At 60.7% G+C, this 18,663-nt stretch carries 21 protein-coding genes and 1 pseudogene; 10 read left to right on the top strand and 12 right to left on the bottom strand.

Features of this window, described 5'->3' with window-relative positions:
* The first annotated feature begins 4 nt into the window (after positions 1 to 4).
* The 5 genes from IVB26_RS39680 (at position 5) to tal (ending at position 5,306) form a co-directional block, all read left to right on the top strand.
* Positions 5 to 1,540, top strand: coding sequence for a GldG family protein (locus IVB26_RS39680; RefSeq protein ID WP_247973828.1), 1,536 nt, complete (start codon positions 5 to 7; stop codon positions 1,538 to 1,540).
* 8 nt (positions 1,541 to 1,548) lie between these two features.
* Complete coding sequence (locus IVB26_RS39675; protein WP_247973827.1) at positions 1,549 to 2,076, top strand: DUF4340 domain-containing protein; 528 nt, start codon at positions 1,549 to 1,551, stop codon at positions 2,074 to 2,076.
* Entirely contained in the window at positions 2,073 to 3,176 is a 1,104-nt protein-coding gene (locus IVB26_RS39670; protein WP_247973826.1) for a HupE/UreJ family protein, read from the top strand. The genes IVB26_RS39675 and IVB26_RS39670 overlap by 4 nt, the downstream gene beginning before the upstream one ends.
* A 273-nt stretch (positions 3,177 to 3,449) precedes the next feature.
* Entirely contained in the window at positions 3,450 to 3,707 is a 258-nt protein-coding gene (locus IVB26_RS39665) for a hypothetical protein (RefSeq protein WP_247973825.1), read from the top strand.
* 552 nt (positions 3,708 to 4,259) lie between these two features.
* Complete coding sequence (tal, locus tag IVB26_RS39660; protein ID WP_247973824.1) at positions 4,260 to 5,306, top strand: transaldolase; 1,047 nt, start codon at positions 4,260 to 4,262, stop codon at positions 5,304 to 5,306.
* 341 nt (positions 5,307 to 5,647) lie between these two features.
* Here tal and IVB26_RS42975 read toward each other — a convergent pair whose 3' ends face one another.
* The 11 genes and pseudogenes from IVB26_RS42975 to IVB26_RS39610 form a co-directional block, all read right to left on the bottom strand.
* Complete coding sequence (locus IVB26_RS42975; RefSeq protein ID WP_253075761.1) at positions 5,648 to 5,836, bottom strand: NYN domain-containing protein; 189 nt, start codon at positions 5,834 to 5,836, stop codon at positions 5,648 to 5,650.
* 55 nt (positions 5,837 to 5,891) lie between these two features.
* A pseudogene (locus IVB26_RS42970) lies at positions 5,892 to 6,152 on the bottom strand (NYN domain-containing protein); the annotation flags it as partial.
* Positions 6,153 to 6,213: 61 nt separating this feature from the next.
* Positions 6,214 to 7,824: a cytochrome c oxidase subunit I gene (ctaD, locus tag IVB26_RS39650; RefSeq protein WP_247973823.1), complete on the bottom strand. Its 1,611-nt coding sequence runs from the start codon at positions 7,822 to 7,824 to the stop codon at positions 6,214 to 6,216.
* Between the two features lie 348 nt (positions 7,825 to 8,172).
* A complete protein-coding gene (locus IVB26_RS39645) occupies positions 8,173 to 8,499 on the bottom strand; it encodes a hypothetical protein (protein ID WP_247973822.1) in 327 nt (108 codons plus the stop codon).
* Complete coding sequence (locus IVB26_RS39640; protein ID WP_247973821.1) at positions 8,480 to 9,214, bottom strand: ABC transporter ATP-binding protein; 735 nt, start codon at positions 9,212 to 9,214, stop codon at positions 8,480 to 8,482. The genes IVB26_RS39645 and IVB26_RS39640 overlap by 20 nt, the downstream gene beginning before the upstream one ends.
* A complete protein-coding gene (locus IVB26_RS39635; protein WP_247973820.1) occupies positions 9,211 to 9,945 on the bottom strand; it encodes an ABC transporter ATP-binding protein in 735 nt (244 codons plus the stop codon). The genes IVB26_RS39640 and IVB26_RS39635 overlap by 4 nt, the downstream gene beginning before the upstream one ends.
* Entirely contained in the window at positions 9,942 to 10,889 is a 948-nt protein-coding gene (locus tag IVB26_RS39630) for a branched-chain amino acid ABC transporter permease (RefSeq protein WP_247973819.1), read from the bottom strand. The genes IVB26_RS39635 and IVB26_RS39630 overlap by 4 nt, the downstream gene beginning before the upstream one ends.
* The gene (locus tag IVB26_RS39625; RefSeq protein WP_247973818.1) at positions 10,886 to 11,749 is read right to left on the bottom strand and encodes a branched-chain amino acid ABC transporter permease; all 864 of its coding nucleotides are present in this window, start codon (positions 11,747 to 11,749) and stop codon (positions 10,886 to 10,888) included. Before IVB26_RS39625 ends, IVB26_RS39630 begins: the two co-directional genes overlap by 4 nt.
* A 39-nt stretch (positions 11,750 to 11,788) precedes the next feature.
* A complete protein-coding gene (locus tag IVB26_RS39620; RefSeq protein WP_247973817.1) occupies positions 11,789 to 12,943 on the bottom strand; it encodes an amino acid ABC transporter substrate-binding protein in 1,155 nt (384 codons plus the stop codon).
* Between the two features lie 59 nt (positions 12,944 to 13,002).
* Positions 13,003 to 13,485 carry a universal stress protein gene (locus IVB26_RS39615; protein WP_247973816.1) on the bottom strand — a complete coding sequence of 161 codons (483 nt, stop codon included), beginning with the start codon at positions 13,483 to 13,485 and terminating at the stop codon, positions 13,003 to 13,005.
* Positions 13,478 to 13,768 (bottom strand): hypothetical protein, encoded by a 291-nt coding sequence (locus tag IVB26_RS39610; protein ID WP_247973815.1) that lies wholly within the window; start codon positions 13,766 to 13,768, stop codon positions 13,478 to 13,480. The genes IVB26_RS39615 and IVB26_RS39610 overlap by 8 nt, the downstream gene beginning before the upstream one ends.
* 297 nt (positions 13,769 to 14,065) lie before the next feature.
* Between IVB26_RS39610 and IVB26_RS39605 the strand changes: the two genes are divergently transcribed.
* Positions 14,066 to 14,749, top strand: a complete 684-nt coding sequence (locus tag IVB26_RS39605; RefSeq protein WP_247973814.1) for a hypothetical protein — start codon at positions 14,066 to 14,068, stop codon at positions 14,747 to 14,749.
* Between the two features lie 220 nt (positions 14,750 to 14,969).
* Here IVB26_RS39605 and IVB26_RS39600 read toward each other — a convergent pair whose 3' ends face one another.
* The gene (locus IVB26_RS39600) at positions 14,970 to 15,440 is read right to left on the bottom strand and encodes a GreA/GreB family elongation factor (RefSeq protein WP_247973813.1); all 471 of its coding nucleotides are present in this window, start codon (positions 15,438 to 15,440) and stop codon (positions 14,970 to 14,972) included.
* Between the two features lie 239 nt (positions 15,441 to 15,679).
* Between IVB26_RS39600 and IVB26_RS39595 the strand changes: the two genes are divergently transcribed.
* The 4 genes from IVB26_RS39595 to IVB26_RS39580 all read left to right on the top strand — a co-directional run bounded on the left by IVB26_RS39595 (position 15,680) and on the right by IVB26_RS39580 (position 18,098).
* Positions 15,680 to 16,084 (top strand): PAS domain-containing protein, encoded by a 405-nt coding sequence (locus IVB26_RS39595; RefSeq protein ID WP_247973812.1) that lies wholly within the window; start codon positions 15,680 to 15,682, stop codon positions 16,082 to 16,084.
* A 243-nt stretch (positions 16,085 to 16,327) separates the two neighbouring features.
* Positions 16,328 to 16,840 (top strand): hypothetical protein, encoded by a 513-nt coding sequence (locus tag IVB26_RS39590; protein WP_247973811.1) that lies wholly within the window; start codon positions 16,328 to 16,330, stop codon positions 16,838 to 16,840.
* 339 nt (positions 16,841 to 17,179) lie between these two features.
* Positions 17,180 to 17,662 carry a hypothetical protein gene (locus IVB26_RS39585; protein WP_247973810.1) on the top strand — a complete coding sequence of 161 codons (483 nt, stop codon included), beginning with the start codon at positions 17,180 to 17,182 and terminating at the stop codon, positions 17,660 to 17,662.
* Positions 17,663 to 17,711: 49 nt separating this feature from the next.
* Complete coding sequence (locus IVB26_RS39580; RefSeq protein ID WP_247973809.1) at positions 17,712 to 18,098, top strand: DUF488 domain-containing protein; 387 nt, start codon at positions 17,712 to 17,714, stop codon at positions 18,096 to 18,098.
* Positions 18,099 to 18,663: the final 565 nt, after the last annotated feature.

The raw sequence follows: 18,663 nt of genomic DNA, 5'->3' as shown, positions 1-18,663 counted from the left end.
CGCCATGGAGCACCCCGAGCTCGACTGGAACGCATTGCTCTGGGCTGGTGGCTGGCTCGCCGCCGTCCTGGTGCTGTTCGCGACCGGGCTGAGGCTGCCGCTGCAGACCGGGCTCGCGGGCTGGCGGGGGCGGGCCTACTCGGCCGGAGTCATCCTGATCGCGCTCGGCGCCGCGGTGCTGGCCAATGTCGCGCTGCATCTGCATGACGTGCATTTCGACCTGACTCGCGAGAAGGTCTATACGCCCTCGGGGGCGGCCATGCGGGCGATTGACGAGGTCTCGCGCGAGGTAACCGTCACCTACTTTTATCGGTCGCAGGATGCCGCGGGGCGGCGCGCGCGCGACCTCCTTGCGATCATGGCCCGGCGCAACCCGCTGCTCAAAGTCGTCGCGGTCGATCCGGACCGGGACCCCAGACTCGCGCGCGAGAAGGCAATCCAGATCTACAATGCCGCGGTCGTGGAGGCGGAGGGACGTCGAGTGCTGGTGCAAGGCACGGACGAGACGGAGATCGCGATAGGTATCCAGCGCGTATTGCGCGGGCGCGCGATTACGGCCTGCTTCCTCGAGGGCCACGGCGAGCTGCCGATGGACAACTTCGAGTACCACACGCACCTGGAAAGCGGCGCTGGCCACAGCCACGACGATGCCAGCTCGCAGGTGGTGGAGATGCCGGGCCACGGCGCGGGGCGGCTACGCCGCGCGCTTGAAGCGCAGGGTTATGAGGCGCGGAAGCTCATCCTCGCCACCGAGGGTGACGTGCCGACTGGGTGCACCCTCCTCGTCGCGGCTAATCCGCGGACCACGTTCCTGCCGGCTGAAAGCGCGGCCTTGCGCACCTATCTGCGGCGCGGCGGGTCGGCCCTTCTCCTGCTGGACCTGGGTTTCGTGCTCGAACCCGGGCTCGCCCGGCTCGTCGCCGAGCTCGGCGTCCGCCCGGAGCAGGAGGTCGTCGTCGATCCCTTGAGCCACTACTCGACCAACCCCGAGATCGTGGCGGTCACGGGCTACGACCCTCACCCGGTCACGCGCTCGGTCTCGCTCACCTTCTACCCCGGCATCCGGCCCATCACGATGCTGTCGACGGCGGGCGACCTCCGCGTCACCCCGCTGCTGCTCAGCAGCCGGGACAGCTACACGCGCCCGGTCAAACCGGTGGGGTCACACGCGGTCGAGCCTGACGCGGCGAGTGATAAGGACGCGGCAGCGCCCCCGGTCCCCGGCCCGCGCGTGTTGGGCGTCGCCGTGGAAGGGCGCCTCGACGGCAACTCTGAACCCATGCGCGCCATCATCGTCGGCGACAGCGACTTCGCCAGCAACTCGTTCTTTCCCTATATGGCAAACAGTGACCTTTTGCTCTCGGCGGTCCGCTGGCTGGCACGTGAAGAGCGCACGGCGGCCGTCGCCGCGCGCGTTCCCGTGCCCCCCCTCATCGTGTTGACCGGGCGGCAGTCAAATGCGGTGTTCTTCCTGGTCGTCTTTGCAATGCCGCTCCTGGTGATCGCGCTCGGCTGTGTCGTTTGGTGGCGGCGCCGATGAGGCACTTGTTGCACCCCGTCCTCGCGGCGCTCGCGCTCATCTACCTCGCGGCGATGGTGGTGAGCGGCGCCATGCCGGTGCAGCGCCAGCTCGTGCGGTTCGAGGCCAAAGGCGTGCTTAAGCGCGCGCCGGAAGAGGTCACGCGGGTGGAGTTGAGCCGCGGCACGCGCCGCGTTACCCTGCTCCGCGCGGGGGAGACGGCGTGGGCGACGTCTGATGGCGTCAACATCGGCACCGCCGGGCTCCGGGTGAGCAAGGCCGTCGAGATCATGCACAATTCCGGGCCTGTCCGCGAGATCGAGGCGGCGGAGCTGGCGGGGAGCGACCCGGCGCCGTTCGGCCTCGACCCGCCGCAGCTCTCCGTGAAGCTCTACGGAGGGGACGGCGAGCCGGTTCTCAGCGCCCGCTTCGGCGAGTTCAACCCCGAAGGGTACCTCCAGTACATGCGCATCGATGGCAATCCGCGGCTCTACCTCATGTCCCGCTTCGTCGGCGGCGAATGGGCCGAGGTCATGACTGAAGTGGCCGCGCGATGACGCCTCCTGCCTCTCTCCGCCGCGCGGCGCCGTGGGCTGCTCTCGCGCTGCTGCTACTGCTCGGACCAGCGCAAGGGCACATCGCCGGCTCGATGGGCTATGCCACCATGAGCCTGCACGGCGGAACCGTCCGATACAGCCTCACCCTCGGCCCCGATGCGCTCGCAGCGGCCAGCGGCAAGGCCGCCGGGGTGCGGCTGGCCCCCCGTGGAGACTACGCCACGCTGGCCGATTTGGTCGCGCGCAAAATCGGCATTTCCGCGAATGGGTTGCGATGCGAGCCGGTGCCCGGAACAGTCACGCCGCCCACGCCCGACCGCGCCAATGCCGTAGTTATCATCGACTACGCCTGCCCTGGTACGCCGCGCGAACTTGTACTGCGCGACGACCTGTCCGACGTCCTCGGCAGCGACTACCACACGCTTGTCCACGCCGAAGCCCTGGGGAGCGTGCAGCAATACACCCTTGAACGCGACCGGCGCGAGGCTCGCCTCGTCGTCGCGACACCGAGCGGGAGCCCGGCGCCCGAGGTTAATGCCGGGAGCGGCGTCTTCGCCTTCTTTCGGCTCGGCATCGAGCACATCCTGACGGGAGTTGATCACCTCCTGTTCGTGCTGGCCCTCGTCCTGGGCGGCGGAGGAATCGGATCCTTGTTCGCCGTCATCACAGCCTTCACGGTGGCGCACAGCATCACCTTGGCCGTGGCGGTACTGGGCGCGACGTCACCGCCTAATTGGATCGTCGAGCCGGTGATCGCGCTGTCGATCGTCTACGTCGCGGTCGAAAACATTTTCCTCAAACGCACGGCGTCGTGGCGCTGGGCCGTGGGCTTCGCGTTTGGCCTCGTGCATGGCTTCGGCTTTGCCGGCGCGTTGCTCGATCTCGATCTGCTCCCGGCCGCCCTGGCAGGCGGGCTCGTGTCGTTCAACCTCGGCGTTGAAGCCGGCCAGGCAGCGGTGATTGCCGCTTTCCTGCCGGTTCTCATCTGGTTTCGGCGAGCCGCGTGGGAGCGGCGGGCGGTGACGGCGCTCTCCGCGCTCGTGCTGGTCGCTGGGCTCGCCTTCCTCGTCGATCGCGTTCTGGTCGCCGCGAACTGGTGAGATTCCGCCAAGTCGGACGACCGCCTCATTATGTTCAATTTCGGAGCCGAAAAGCGTCAGCCGATCGACTTCGAGTCACCCGGCAGGCGCAAAAGAGATCTAACCGTTATGTCGGTTTCGGATGACAGCCAGATAGGTCGGTCCATCGGCGACGCTGGACCCATCATACGAGCGCGGCTTAGAGTCACGGTGTTTCCTCGTAAATGCCACGGATCAGTCCGGCCGCATCAAACTTGCAGCCCAACGCAAACCTCGGAACAACGGGAGCAGGATATGAGGAAGACTAAAGGCGCAGAAATCGCTCTGTTGACCATTCTAACAGCCATATTGTTGCTCACCGGCGCTGGAGCTCTTATCACGTGGGGAGCGACCACCGGTGTGGAAATCGGAAAGCATGGCTGGATAGCCCTTGGCCTCGGAACATTCTTCTCCCTGTTAGTCGGTTGCGGGCTGATGGCGCTGATGTTTTTCAGCAGTCGCAGCGGCCACGACGATATGGCGGACCCCTTCCGTCGGACAGAGGTCAGATAGTCGTATCGTGCCCTCATGACGGCCGACAGTCGCCGGTCGCCGTAGCGGTTACCCGTGGCGCACAGCGCCTGATCGTACTTCCTGCCGGCTACGCCTGCGCTCTTGAGCAGCCACCAGTCGGGGCTGTTGCAATTGCCTTGCATGCACTGACTTTGCTGATCGGGTGCCAACTGATGAACGAGTTTCAGAGACATGGTATTGACTATTTTGTTGTGCCGCCGCTCTGTCCGCCGACCGAAACGCCGTATTAAACAGTGGCCGCTAGAGCTGCTATCGAAGGATGCAAGTCCATCCGCACTTATCATCTTTTCTGAGGTTGACGCGCAATATTTATCGCTTGTCAAAGGCGGACAAGAGACAACACTAACGGCGCGACGTTAACCGCGGTCTTTGGATATCTGAGATGCTTCGGTGTGAACAGCGGCGTCATCCAATCCCGTCGCCAGACGACCGGAGCACATCCGTCGCCTCGCGCCGCGTCTATGCCCGTCGCATTCAACAGGGAGGTAGCGCGATGAATCCGACAAGAACGCTTACGATTTCGGTCAAAGCTTGTGGCTCGACAACATCACTCGCGATTTGCTCAACGATGGCACTCTGCAACATTACATCGACGAGCTCTCGGTGTCGGGTCTGACATCGAACCCCGCAATCTTCAACCATGCGATCAACAACAGCACAACCTATGACGTCGACATTTCGCGGCAAGCGTTGCCGACAAAATCGGCTGAGGATCTTTTTTTCGATCTGGCTCTGGCAGATTTGACCCGCGCCGCCGAGTTGTTTCAACCTGTTTTCGCGCGGACAAATGGGATCGACGGCTGGGTGTCGCTGGAAGTCTCGCCCGCCTTAGCTCATGACAGCGACAAAACCGTCGAGGCGGCGCTCGAGCTTCACCGGCGTGGCGGCAAGCCCAACCTGTTCATTAAGATTCCCGGCACTGCGGAAGGGCTGCCTGCCATCGAGGCGGCTATCTTTGCCGGCGTTCCCATCAACGTCACGCTGCTTTTTTCGCGCGAGCAATACGTCGCGGCTGCCGAGTCCTACCTGCGCGGCGTCGAGCGGCGCATCGCGGCGGGGCTGAATCCGGCAGTGGCCTCGGTTGCCTCGCTCTTCGTCAGCCGCTGGGATGTCGCAGTCGCCGGCAAGGTTCCGGGCGCGCTGACAACCCGGCTCGGCATAGCCGTCGCTCAGCGGACCTACAAGGCTTATCGAGAGTTGTTGGCCTCCCCGCGCTTCCTGCGCGCCGCCAACGCCGGCGCACTACCTCAGCGCCTGCTATGGGCCAGCACCGGCACCAAAGATCCGCACGCCTCCGATATCCTCTACATCAAAGCACTCGCGGCACCTTTCACGATCAATACGATACCGGACGCTACCCTCAAGGCCTTTGAAGACCACGGCGAGGTCGACACGGCCCTCGATCCTGACGGAGGAGACTGCGAGAGGGTTCTCGCCAAATTCCTGAAGGCCGGCATCGATATCGACGTACTCGCTGCCAAGCTGCAGAACGACGGCGCTCAGTCTTTCGTCAAGTCTTGGAAAGATTTGATGGGTCGTATCAACTCCAAGGGGATCGCGATCCGCAAAGCGAGCTGACGTAGACGGTTATAACGTCCCGTACACCAGGCTTTGTGTGGGAGCATTAGGCCGGTCACCCACGCCATGCCCCGCCTTTCTATAAAGCTGCAGCCTATCCCGTGCCCGTGCGCGGCGCCGCGGCTCGATCGGCGATTGCGGTCCCGCAAGATCTATTCAAGCGCCGCTTGTATCTCGCCACTCTCGCGCATCGCGTGGAGTGCAATTCACGCAGACCTTTACCTTTACGCCGATTTCCGCCGCACTCGCGGGTCACCAGCGGGGGCATTTCAAAGCCCCGAAAATGACTTGGATATTGCATCGAGTTTGCGCTGCTAACTCTCGCCATTCGTCCACCGCGTCTATCTCTGGATTGAATTCCTTAGCGTTGCCAACTCGAGGAACGCGTCTGCTTGCCGTCTCAGCTCTTCGGACGCCATCGCCGGTGTGGTCTGTAGACTCGACACGACCGTGACTCTGCCCCCCAAACGCTGAACCGCTTCGACGAGGGCACGAAAATCGCCGTCGCCAGAGAAAAAGGAACAGTTCATCCAGTTGCGGAGCGATCTCGAGCGCGTCAATGGCGAGGCCTATACCAATGCTGCGCCTCGACCTCCTACCCTCATCCTCATGGCGCCTGATCAACTTCGTACGAACGGTGAACCGATTGACCTCGAGCCAGTCAGTGAGACGCTGAACGTCGCCGGCCGCGCTTTCTCTTACCGCCAAGTAGAAGTAAGAACGGACAATGCTCCCGGATTTTTCGAATTCCAGCAACAATCTTTTGTAGTCGATCTCGAAGCCAAGGTTTCTGGCCGTCCGATCCAGATTGGCTCCATCGATGAAGAGCGCTCTTCGTCCTGTCATGCCTCTTGCTTTCGCGGCGATCTGAGCCGCCTGCTTCTTCGCGCCAACGTGCGCAGGGTCCCTACTGATCTCCCGAAATCCGAGGCAATACTTGGAATTGGTGGAACGGTGGCGGAGACGAAAGCGTCCACTCTAGCGTAGTCGCGCCAGGTCCCCACGGGTTGCTGGCTGCCCTCTCTTTCCGGACGAAGGCATACACTATGGTTACGAAGAACGTGATCAGACCGGCGGCGGAGAAATAGGATCCGATGGAGGCAATCTGATTCATGCCGCCGAATGCGTCCGGATAGTCTGCTATTCGTCGCGGCATTCCCGACAATCCGAGAAAATGCATAGGGAAAAACGCAATGTTGACGCCGACAAACGTCAGCCAGAAGTGCAGTTTGCCGAGGGTTTCCGAAAACATGTATCCGGTCATCTTCGGAAACCAATAATACCAGCCTGCAAAAATTGCGAACACGGCGCCAAGCGACAGGACGTAATGGAAATGCGCAACGACGTAGTAGGTGTCCTGCAGCGATCGATCGATGCCTGGATTGGCAAGGACAACGCCGGTAACTCCTCCGATCGTGAACACGAAGATGAATCCGATTGCCCACAGCATGGGCGTCCTAAAGGTTATCGATCCACCCCACATCGTCGCTATCCAGGAAAAGATCTTAATGCCCGTCGGCACAGCGATAACCATGCTGGCCAAGGCGAAATACGCCTGCGCGCTGCTGGACATGCCGACGGTGTACATATGATGGGCCCAGACGAGGAATCCGATGACCCCAATCGCAAGCAGCGCATAGACCATCCCGAGATAGCCGAAGATCGGCTTGCGGCTGAACGTGGAAACAACATGGCTCACGATGCCAAAACCCGGCAGGATCATGATGTAGACCTCGGGATGACCGAAGAACCAGAACAGATGCTGATACAGGATCGGGTCTCCGCCGCCTTCGGGCGCAAAGAACGTCGTTCCGAAATTACGGTCGGTGAGAAGCATGGTAATGGCGCCCGCCAGTACAGGAAGAGACAGCAGCAGCAGGAAGGCCGTGACGAGGACCGACCAGACGAACAGCGGCATCTTATGCATTGTCATGCCGGGCGCTCGCATATTGAAGATCGTCGTGATGAAGTTGATCGAGCCGAGTATCGACGACGCACCCGCGAGATGCATCGACAGGATCACGAAATCGACTGCCGGTCCCGGATGACCGGCGGTCGACAACGGGGCGTAGAGCGTCCACCCGGTGCCGGCGCCGTCTGATCCAGGCGCGCCCTCGACGAACATCGAAATGATGAGCAGAAGAAACGACGCCGGCAGCAACCAGAATGAAATGTTGTTCATGCGCGGAAACGCCATGTCCGGCGCTCCGATCATGAGCGGCACCATCCAGTTGCCGAATCCGCCCATCATCGCAGGCATGAGCGTGAAGAAGATCATGATCAGGCCGTGGCCTGTCACGAATACGTTGTAGATATGGGGGTCTGTGAAAATCTGCAGGCCGGGAAGCTGCAATTCCATCCGAATCAAAACCGAGAAGGTTCCGCCGATAAAACCGGCACATATGGCGAGCACGAAGTACATCGTGCCGATATCCTTGTGGTTAGTCGAATAGAGATAGCGACGCCAGCCGCCTGGGTGTCCCTGCCCCCCATCGTGCGCGTCACCGACTGTCGACATGGTTGTTATCGCCAATTCCGATCAAGCTTGGAACGCTAGACCTGCTTGCCTCACGACCTTCAAAGCAAGTGGTTGCATCTATCTTCCATCAGAGCGCCCGAGCGGCAATCGATTTTAATTGCAGCTTAGATGCATGATTCTTGATCGTTGGAATTCGTGTCCTTCTTCCAGGCCGACATCAGAGACGTTGCGGTCCACGGTCCATTTGCATGGCGCGATGTCACATGTGGCTCTCTGGCGATTGAAGACTTGGGCCAAAGGAGCGGAACCAGCCTCTTCGCCGGCAGCGGAGCGTCATGTCCGCTTCAGACCAAGCGAGCCTTTGGGCCCGCCGCCCGTGTCACTCGCCTAAGATCGCCAGGAAGGCCTCGAGTATCTGGGAACCACCACCGGATACATCTCGTGGACCTTCCGAAATTCGCGTGCGATCTCTTCGTAGCCGACTGCGTCGAGGAAGTCGCAGATCACCGTTTCAGCGCTACCGTGCACGTTGCAGCCGTCGTTGCTCCGTTGCAGCGATTTCAGTTTAGCGATTGTGTCATGCTTGATGACAGTGTGCTCGAATTGCGGTTTGGGCAAAACCGGCATTTCAACGTCCTCTCCTTTCCGGATGGCACGAAACTGTCCTTCCTCCGCGCCGTCGCGGGCCGAGGTCTCAAAGCCCGAGATACGCACGTCGGACTTCTGGATCGTCGATGAGCTGCTTGGCGGACCCGCTGCGGGCGATATGTCCGCTTTCCATGACGTAACCTCGGTCGGCAACCGACAGAGCAAGATTGACGTCCTGTTCGACCAACAGAACTGTCACGCCATCGCTGCGGATCGCCACCAGCGCATCGATCAACTGCTCCACGACTACCGGTGCCAGCCCCAAGCTCATCTCGTCGATCATCAAGAGGATCGGAGCGGCCATCAATCCGCGGGCCATCGCGCACATTTGCTGTTCGCCTCCCGACAAGCTGCCGGCAAGCTGACGCCGGCGCTCCGCCAGGCGCGGAAATAGAGAGTACATTCTGTTCAGGTCTCGGCTTATTCCAGACTTGTCCTCGCGTACGAACGCGCCCATCAACAGATTGTCCCGTACGGTCATGCGGTCGAAGAGCTGACGACCTTCAGGAACCTGTACGAGGCCGGCTCTAAAGGCACCGTCAGACGTCATCGGCAAGAGATCCCGGGAATTCAAGGTCATGCTGCCCTGGCAGGGAAGCACGCGCGACAGCGCGCGCAGCAGAGTGGTCTTGCCCGCCCCGTTGCTGCCGACCAGCGCCACGACCTCGGCCGCATAGATCTTCAGGGTTACGTCCTGCAAGACCGGCATTCCGCCGTAGCCCGCACTTACTCCGCGCACGGCAAGCAGCGGGACCACTTTGGCTGCCGGGTCCGGTTTCATGCCCGCCTCTTGCCGAGATAGGCCTCGACGACCGTTTGGTTTGACAGGACGCGGCCCGGATCGCCCTCGGCGATCTTCACGCCATGATTCAGCACCAGTAGCCGATCCGACAGACTCCTGATGGCCTTGATGACGTGCTCGATGACGAGGACGCTGATCCCCTCATTGCGAACCTTGCGGATCACTTCGATCACGTCTTCAATCTCGACCTGATTGAGACCCGCCATGACTTCATCGCACAGAAGAACCTTCGGCTTCATTGCCAACGCCTTCGCCAGCTCGAGCCGCTTGCGGCCGGCCCCCCCCAATTCGTCGGCGCGCTGATCGATATTTCTGGCCAGTCCGACGAACTCCAGCTGAGCGCGGGCCTGCTCGCGGGCTTTCGCCATTTGGGCCTGTCCGCCTCCCCGTCCGAACAGTGCGCCCACGGCGACGTTGTCCAGGACCGATAAACCGGGAAAGGGACGCATGATCTGGAAGGTGCGGCCTATGCCCAGTCTCGCACGGCGATATGCAGGCAAGTGGACAATGGACCTTCCTTCGAAGAGGATGTCGCCGGAGCTGGGAGCCAGCGTTCCGCCTATCAGGCTGACCAGCGTTGATTTGCCTGCACCGTTCGGACCGATCAGGCCGAGGATCTCGCCACGCAGCAGCATGAAGCTGACGTCGTCGACGGCGACCAGGCCCTCAAAGCGCCGGGTGACGTGGCTGATTTCGAGCATCGCCGTCATAGCTGATGGCTCCGAATATTTTCGGCGAAGTAACGCCAGCCCATGCAGCGAAAGCGCCGCAGCACGTCGGCCAGGCCGCGCGGCATCACGACGACCGCAACGACGACGACAACGCCGAAGAACAGGCCCGCGAGACTCGTGATCTCGCTCGACAGAAGCTCTGAGAGCGCCGAAAGCGAAAGAGCCCCGACGACGGGGCCGAAAACCGTCCCGGGCCCGCCAAATACCGCCATGATGATCATCTTGACGTTCAGGCCGATATCGAATGCGCTTTCCGGGTCGATGAACGTCACCCAGTAGGCGTGAATGCCGCCCGCCAGCGCGCTGAATACACCCGAGATGGCAAAAGCCACGGTTTTGTAGAGGGTCGTATTGACACCCATCACCGCCGCGCCTTCCTCATTTTCGCGGATGGCGATCAATCCAAAGCCGAAGCGGCTGCGCGTCAGCCAGTAAACGGTCAGCGTCGCGAGCACGAGCAGCAGCAGCGACAACTCGTAAAACAGCGGGTCGTTGTTGAGGGGCGGCAAGACGAGTCCGACGTTCCGCCCGGCCAGTTTCACGTTGGAGACGATCGCGGCCATGACCTGGGCGAGCGCCAGCGTCGCGATCGCGAAGTAGTGCCCCCTCAGCCGCAGCACCGGAATTCCAATGAGCACCGCAAACACAGCCGCAAGCGCCGCGCCGAACAAGAGGCCGCCCCCGAAAGGCAATTGCCACTGCGCCATCGCGATGGCCACGCCGTAGCTACCGAGCCCGTAAAAGACTGAATTTCCGAAGGAGGCATAGCCCGCATAGCCCCCGATGACGTTCCAGCCTTGCGCCAGAACGGCCAAAAGCAGGGCATTGATGCCAAATTGGATGAGCACGTCCGAACCGAACCACGGCACCGCTGCCAGGACGGCAATCGCGGCCAGAAGTAGCATGGTGCGTGCCGCCTTCATGCCGCTTTCCCGAGCAGACCGTTGGGGCGAACGATCAGCACCAACACCAGCACGCCGAAGCTTGCCACGTCGGAGAAGGTCGATCCGATATAGAGTGCGGTCAGGGACTCCAGGATTCCCAGGAACAAGCCGCCGACGATCACACCGAGCGGATTGTCCAGTCCGCCGATGATCGAGATGGCAAAGGATTTGGCCGTCAGCGCCGCGCCGATATAGGGGTTGATTTGCGACACCGTTCCGTAGAGGCCTCCGGCGGCGCCAGCCAGCGCAATCCCGATTCCAAACGTCATGGCGTAGAGGTGCCGGGGCTCGACGCCGTAGAGCCGGGCCGCGACCAGATTTTGCGCGGTGGCGCGGATCGCACGTCCGAGTCGTGTGCGCAGCAAGAAGAGCCACATGCTGACAGTCAGCAGGATTGCAATGCCGAACGCCAGAAGACGCGACACCGGCAGTACCACCGTTCCCAAGGCGATGCTGTCGCCGACATAGGACGGGTTGATGGTGCGAAAGTCGGCTGAAAACGCCAACTGAGCCAAGTAGGTGAGCACGACCTCGATTCCGAAGGTCACCAGCAGAGTGTTGAACATCGGGGCCCTGACGATCAGGTTCAAAAGGCCTCGCTGCACGCCGTATCCCACCGCAAACATCACCACAGCAGTCAGCGGCAGCCCCAGAAACGGGTCGATGCCGGCATAAGTGTAGAGGTACCAGGACAAATAGCCGCCAAGCATGATGAACGCGCCATGCGCAAGGTTGACGATATTGAGGACGCCCCAGACCAGGGCCAGACCGAGCGCCATCACGGCGTACAGACCGCCCAGGAGCATTCCGTTGACAAGAACTTGCGCGAGCAGGCCCACATCTTCCTCTTCTCAGCCGAAGGCCCGTTCGTAGTCTGCCTAGCGCACGTCCCAGGCCGGCATGGGATATTTCGGCGGCGCGATCTTGCCATTGCCGCCGTAAATCGCGACCAAGCGGCCACCCTGAACTTGAATGACCGTCTGGGGCAGATCGATCTGGCCGCTCTCATTGAATTCAACCGGACCGTACAGGCTGTCGAACTTCACTTTCGAGAGCGCGTCGCGCACCTTCGCGGGATCCGTCGAGCCTGCCATTTCCGCGGCCTGCACCAGGACTTCCACGTCGGCGACGCCGGAGGCTGCATGATAATCGGGGTCGTAGCCGAACTTCGCCTTGTAGACGGCCGCGAACTGCGCGGCATCGCCAAACCAGCGGTCCTTCAGGTCTGCCGAAGGCAGCCAGGCTGTCATGCCGAAGGCGTAATCGGCATCCGTGCCCAGCGCCTTGCGGAAATCCTCGCTGGGAACGCCCACAGTGAAGGAATACATCTTTGGAGCGACCGCCAGACTCTTCGCCTGTCGCACGAAATTCAGGATCTCGGTCTCATGACCAGCGACCAGCACCGCATCGATGTTCTTGCTTTTGATCTGCGACAGAAGTGAACTGAAGTCCGTGGCGTTCGTGCTGTATCGCTCGTCCATGACCAACGTCAGACCCGCCTTCTTTAATTTCGGTCGAGTCCCCTCCGCCACCGAAACGTCGAAGGCATCGTCCGCGTACAGCAGCGCGACCGATTTGGGCGCAGGATCGAGCCCCTTCAACATCTCGATCGTCGAGCCAAAATAGTTGCTGGCCGGCGCCAGCGTCCCGAAGATGAACTTGAAGCCGCGCGAGAAGATCTGGTCGGACGCGCCGCCCCCCTGCACCATTGGAACTCGGTATTTTTCGGAGACGGCCGAATCCGCCAGCGCGAAATTGCTCGCAAACGGCCCCAGCAGGAAGTCGACCTTGTCCTGCGAAACCAACTGCGTGTACTGACGCACACTCAAGTTCACGTCGGACTGATTGTCGTACAGCTTGAGCGTGAGCTTGTATGAATCGTTTCCGATCCTGACGCCCCCCGCGGCATTAATGCGATCGACCGCGAGCTGATAAGCGTCGCGGTAGTAGCGGCCGGTATTGGCGACGGGTCCCGTCAGTTGTACCGACGCTCCCAAGACGATCTCCTTTGCAAGAACCTCGCCCGACGGCATCGCGACGGCAGCGGCAAACAGCAGGAGCGCCGACAGACGGGAGATTCTGAACACGGAGCTCATGCTCCCCTCCTCGCCTTCGATTGCGGTATCGACGCGACGCTGCTCGCCGTCCGCTGGGGCTTTTTGGCGATGAGAACGCTGCAGGGCGGCTGATGCAAGATCGACTCGCCCACCGATCCGTTCAACCAGCGCGCAAGGGCCCCTTGATCTCGATGGCCCACAACAATCAACTTGGCGCCTATTTCGCGGGCACAAAGCACTATCTGTTCGGCCGGCCTCCCATGCCGGATCTCGCTGGTCGCTATGCATCCAGCGCGCTGGAAACGCTTGACGCCCTCTTCGAGCACCTTCTGCATCACAAACTGCTGATTTTGCGGGATATAAGTCATCGCTTCGCCGATGAGCATGCTTTCGGCAGCGTCGACGATCGCCAGAAGATGAACCGTCGCACCGCACCTTGACGCCAACGTCTCCGCCTGCGCCAGTGCCTCGCGGCCACAGGGCGAGCCGTCGAAAGCCAACAGGATTTTCTTATACATTGCGGGTTTCCTTTCCGTACTTACGTGCGCGGCCAGCAGCGACACGCCTGACCGCCGAGCATCTGGCAATCTTGGCCCAATAGACGGCGCGAGCGGCCGGCACCTTCATCGATACGCTCAAGCTGCTGGCGCAAAGATGGCCGATAGCCATTGAGCCTTCAGGACGGTGTCGACGCCACCGACCATCGAAGGCCAGCCGAAGCGTTTCGAAAAGAAAACTTGCGGAAGTTCGCATCATCTCGGCATTCCTCAGCAGCACGCCGTTCGGCGCAACGATCTGCACGATTAAGCCGTCATCAACGTATGTCCGGGATCAAGTTTGACAAACGAAATGTATCAACACTTGATATCAGTTTTGTTGCTGCGGGATTTCGTGCGGCACCAACGCACAACTCGAGAATGCTCGAAGGTGTGACATGCGACGAAGCGACAAGGGATCCGACGCTGTCGGTCGAACATCCACCTGCATCGAACTTGCATTGAACTGGCAACGAATTTCGTTTGCGTCGCTCAACCACAGATGAATACAGTTCTCTCAAGCACACAACAAAGCGGCTCAGGTCCGCCCAAGGAGGTTTTGATGTCGCGAGACGTAGTACGGCAGCTTGCCCATCGTCGTGAGCTTCTCACCGTCGGCGCCGCTATTGCCGGTCTTCTGCCTCTCTCCAACAGCGCGTTCGCCGCCGCCAGGCGCTCGCGCCCAAACAAGGGAAACGCTCGCACCGACAAGACTTCCGAGACGGCGGCCACGCTCCGCGATCTTTGGATCGGCCACATTTTCTGGGTAAGAGCCGTCTCGCTCGCGACGATCGAAAAACAGGGAGCGATCGCAAAAACGGCAGAACGACAAGCCGTTGCCAACGCTCAATCCATCGCCGCGACCGTAGAGCCATTCTACGGCGCAGCGGCCAAGGACGCCTTCTTCAAGCTCCTTGCGGGGCACTATGGTGCCGTAAAGGCCTATCTTGCAGCGACGGTCGCAGGCGACGCCACCAGGCAAGGCGCGGCAACTCAGTCTCTGACGTCGAACGCTGAGGAGATTGCAAACTTTCTGAGCAAGGCAAACCCATATCTGCAGAAGGATACAGTGAACGGCCTGCTCCAGGCCCACGGTAGTCATCACATCCAGCAGATCCAGCAATTGACCGATCATCAGTACGATGCCGAGGCTCAAACCTGGGAAGAGATGAAGCATCACATCTATCAAATCGCCGATGCCACTGCCGACGCTCTGGCAAAGCAGTTTGCCGAGAAGTTCTCCTGACCTTCGAGGCAGACAACGAGCACAGAGGATCGTTGCTCGTCGCGGCGATCCATTCTAGCCGGCGCGAGGGGCAATGATATCAGAACTGGCCGAAGAGAACCGGCCGAGCACCGCGAGCTCGGCCGGAACGAAGCGCCGTTCAATCGGATGTGAAACTCGACCTCGACAGCGCGGACGTCGTGCGCGGCCGTGAAAATTGTACCACATGGGACCCAATCCTTCATGAACGGGACTGACCGCGCGATACATGCCGGTCGTCATGGGCTGGCGATTTTGCCGAACTCGCTGTCGACCGGAGGACCGTCACGCTGCTCGGCTCGCCGCTTGCTGAACACCAATCGACCGAGTGGCCTTCCGATAGTCCGATCAAGGCTGCTCCCAGGGGACTCAATACCGAAACCGCGTTCGGTTGTTCCGACGTTTCGTGGGGCATGACGAGGACGACCTGCCTTGTCGTGCCGGTAACATTATCGCGCACGTCCACATGCGAGTTGACTGCTACGACGTTCTCTGGGAGCTCGTCATCAGGGACGATTCTCGCCCGAGATATCTCCCGTAGTACGTTCGATGCGGACGACGCCATACGGCTGTTCGTCAGCGCGGAGATAGCGATGGCGTATAGCCTGTCTCGATCCGCTTCTGAAAGCATGACTGGAGGAAGTGCAATCGGATGGTCGTCGGGCGTATTCATGGCGGACTCCTGGCGGGTCGAACCTCGCTATTTTCGCTCACCGCTTGCTATCCGCAAGCGAAAAACATTGCGCGTCATGATCAAGAAAATTGATCTAGCCTTCTGCGACTCTTACGCTTGAGCGTCGTTTCCGATGTACTCGACGGTTCAAGCGCTGCAACGTGAACTTCGGCGCCCCGCGAGAGTTGACGACGGAACGCCCCACCATGGCCAGAGGATATCGTTTACTAGAGGGCTCCATGGAAAACGACCTCTTGTCTGAGATAATTCTCGATCAAATTGCCGACGCCGTCATCTACGCAGACCGATCGGGTGAGATCGCGCGATGGAATCGCGCTTCGGTGGCCATGTTCGGCTTCCCCTCGGAAGAGGCGCTCGGCCAACGTCTCGATCTGATCATTCCAGAGCATCTGCGCGCTCCGCATTGGCGGGGGTTCGACGCAGCTATGTCAACCGGCGTATTGAAGCTACAAGGTCGTCCGACTTTGACGCGAGCCCTGCATAAGAGCGGACGCAAGCTCTACGTCGAGATGACCTTTGCCCTCGTGAAGGGTGTCGACGGCGACGTGCTTGGCTCGGTCGCCATGGCCCGCGACGTCACCGAACGCATCGAGCGAGAGCGTTCTGCAACACGCGCGGCCTGACTTCGGCGGTCATAGCCGCTCGACTCTACGCTGCGCGGTCGCAAGGAAGCGCGACAGGAGCTTGGCGCAAGCGCACCCGTCGCGCTCCCACGAGCCAACAACATTCTTGATGCAAACTTGCACTACTTTTCGCTTGTCGAACTCGACCGAATAGCCGGTACTGGTGCGCGGCAGCCCAAGACATCGATGGCCCAATGAGCCAAGGACTGCAGATCCTTCTCGTTCTCGCAGGGAAACGACATCATGCGGAAAGCCCGGGTACCCCAACAAACGAACGCGGACGTCACAATCCGGCAGTTTGCGCCCTCTCCTCTCAAGGCAAATGCGCTCGGCTCCAGCTACTTTGGCTATTGGTCCAAAGAGGAGATACTGCGCTTTCTCAAGCATCTGCTTGACGGCGAACACATCGGCCTGACCGCATACGCAGCGATCGGTCGTGCGGCCTGCACCCATCTTGCAGACCTGGCTTTAGAGGCCGAAATGGGCCAAGGAGCGATTTGCATCCTGCTCAGAAAGGAGATTGCCGCGAGAGGCGGGACCGGCATGCTTCGCGCAAAGGCGGCGGACGCCATTCCCAATATCGATTGCAGTCTCCGAAGCCGGATCAGATTTGCAAGCCGCAATCAGGCCATGCTGGCCGACATGATCGAGGATGCTGTCGTGGACATATTCGACTCCAAACTGAATGCGAAGCTCATTTACTTGCTGCTGCTACACCGCAAACAGGTCGAGCAGCTTGAAGCCATCGCCGCATAGCCCACGTGGGGCCAGCAGGTCTTTCGTGTCGCGCGGCACATGCAGAAACGAAGGGAGATTGTCGTGACCGCCAGAGAGTCTTTTGCACAGTGGGAGAAGAGAGAGATCGATCGTCGACTGAACGATGAGCTGGAGGGTACATTTCCGGCAAGCGATCCACCCAAGATTACTCGCTTTTCCGCGAAGTCGCATGGCGCCCCGGGCGATACACGGCAGGGCGCCCGTGTGCCCAAGTTGCGAATGAAGCACCGATCAATCTTGTGATGTTCAATCAAAATCCGCCGACGGCGCGTAGGACGCCGCAGCGCCGATGAAGCAATGAGGTCATGGGAGGATATCATGGCCGGGCTGTGCGGTCTCGACTCTCAATACGACGCCTTCCTGTTTGCCTCGATATGCGAGACAGATCAGAGCAACTTGAGCGTCTTGTCACTACTCGCACGCCAAGACGTCGATCCCTGGCAAGAGGCGGCTTGCCTAACGAGCCTGCCAAAGGCTCAAGCAATACAGAGCTTTGCTGCGACGATTTCACGATCGAAGAGCGAGCAATGGTCTCCGTCGGAGGCAATCGTGCTGGCTGGTCCCTTGATCGATCTGTTGCCGTCGCATGGCCGTCCCTCATCGGCAGCGCCCTGGGCAGAGGATGGGATCGGCGGGTTGACGGTGTGGGTGGTCCTCGGGGCGCTATTCATCTCGATCGCCATTTCGGGAAACAGCGTGCGGAATTCGACCAGGGACTCCGGCGAGCCGATCAACGTCGTCAGCAAGACTGCACGGGCGGATACGGCCACACGATCGTCGAGTAGAATCGGAACGGATTAGAGCGTCGCTCCGAATAGAACGAACCGGTCGAGAGAAGGGAGAGGCATCAATGGGACGCAAGATTATCGCGGAGAACATCAAATTGAAGCGCGCATACGATGAAGTCCACTCCGGTGACGGCACGCGAATTCTGGTAGACCGTCTTTGGCCCCGCGGCGTCAGGAAAGTGGACGCGGCGATCGACCTTTGGGCCAAGGACATCGCGCCTAGCACCGGGCTGCGAAAGTGGTTCGGACACAATCCCGATCGTTGGACCGAGTTCCGCCGCCGCTACTCGGAAGAGATGCGCCAGCACCGCGAGCGGCTTGACGAGCTACGCGCCCTTGCCCAACGGGGGCGTATTACGCTCGTTTTCGCAGCGCATGATGCTGCTCACAACGATGCCGTCGTTCTTAGGGAAATCTTGCTCGGCCGGAGCACCTCCGGAGCGCCTTAGCCTCGCATCGGCCGGTAACCGAGCGCGATGCGAGACTTGACTATCTCGTGATTAGCAACATTTTCTCGCGCTCTCGATGGATCAAGGCCAAGTTCGCGCCGCGGATATAAAAACACCTAATCGCAGCGCCCGCGCGCCCGTATTGTCTGCGGGGAGAGTATGGGGAAAGACCCGTCAGGGCGTCCATGATCCGCGGTCGCAGAAGCCCCGCGGGCCGGACCGTTCTGCCCTACCTGCCTCCCCTAGCTGGAGCAGAGCGCGTGATTTTCGGCGGATCGCTCGCGGGAAATGTTTGTTCCAGCTGCCTGTCCAATTCCTCATCCAGTTCCCGTCTCTCGCGCTGTTCTCGGGTCTCAATTTCTCTTGTCACGACTAATCTCTCCTATCTCGGCGGACAACCAAACCTGTTGACCTTCTCCGCGACCGCGCTGAATGCGTGGTTGGCGAATGGATTTCCTGCGGCAAGGGGTTGCGACCGCAAGACGAGGCCCCTGCTTCAATGCGGGACCAGATTTGGGGGCTTCGGACCTCCGGGCGCGAGCACGCGATGCGGCGCACGCCCGGT

This window comes from Bradyrhizobium sp. 195 (genome assembly GCF_023101665.1).
Classification (GTDB): domain Bacteria; phylum Pseudomonadota; class Alphaproteobacteria; order Rhizobiales; family Xanthobacteraceae; genus Bradyrhizobium.
The sequence above is the reverse complement of the archived record's forward strand: the minus strand, read 5'-3'. Positions and strand labels throughout refer to the sequence as shown.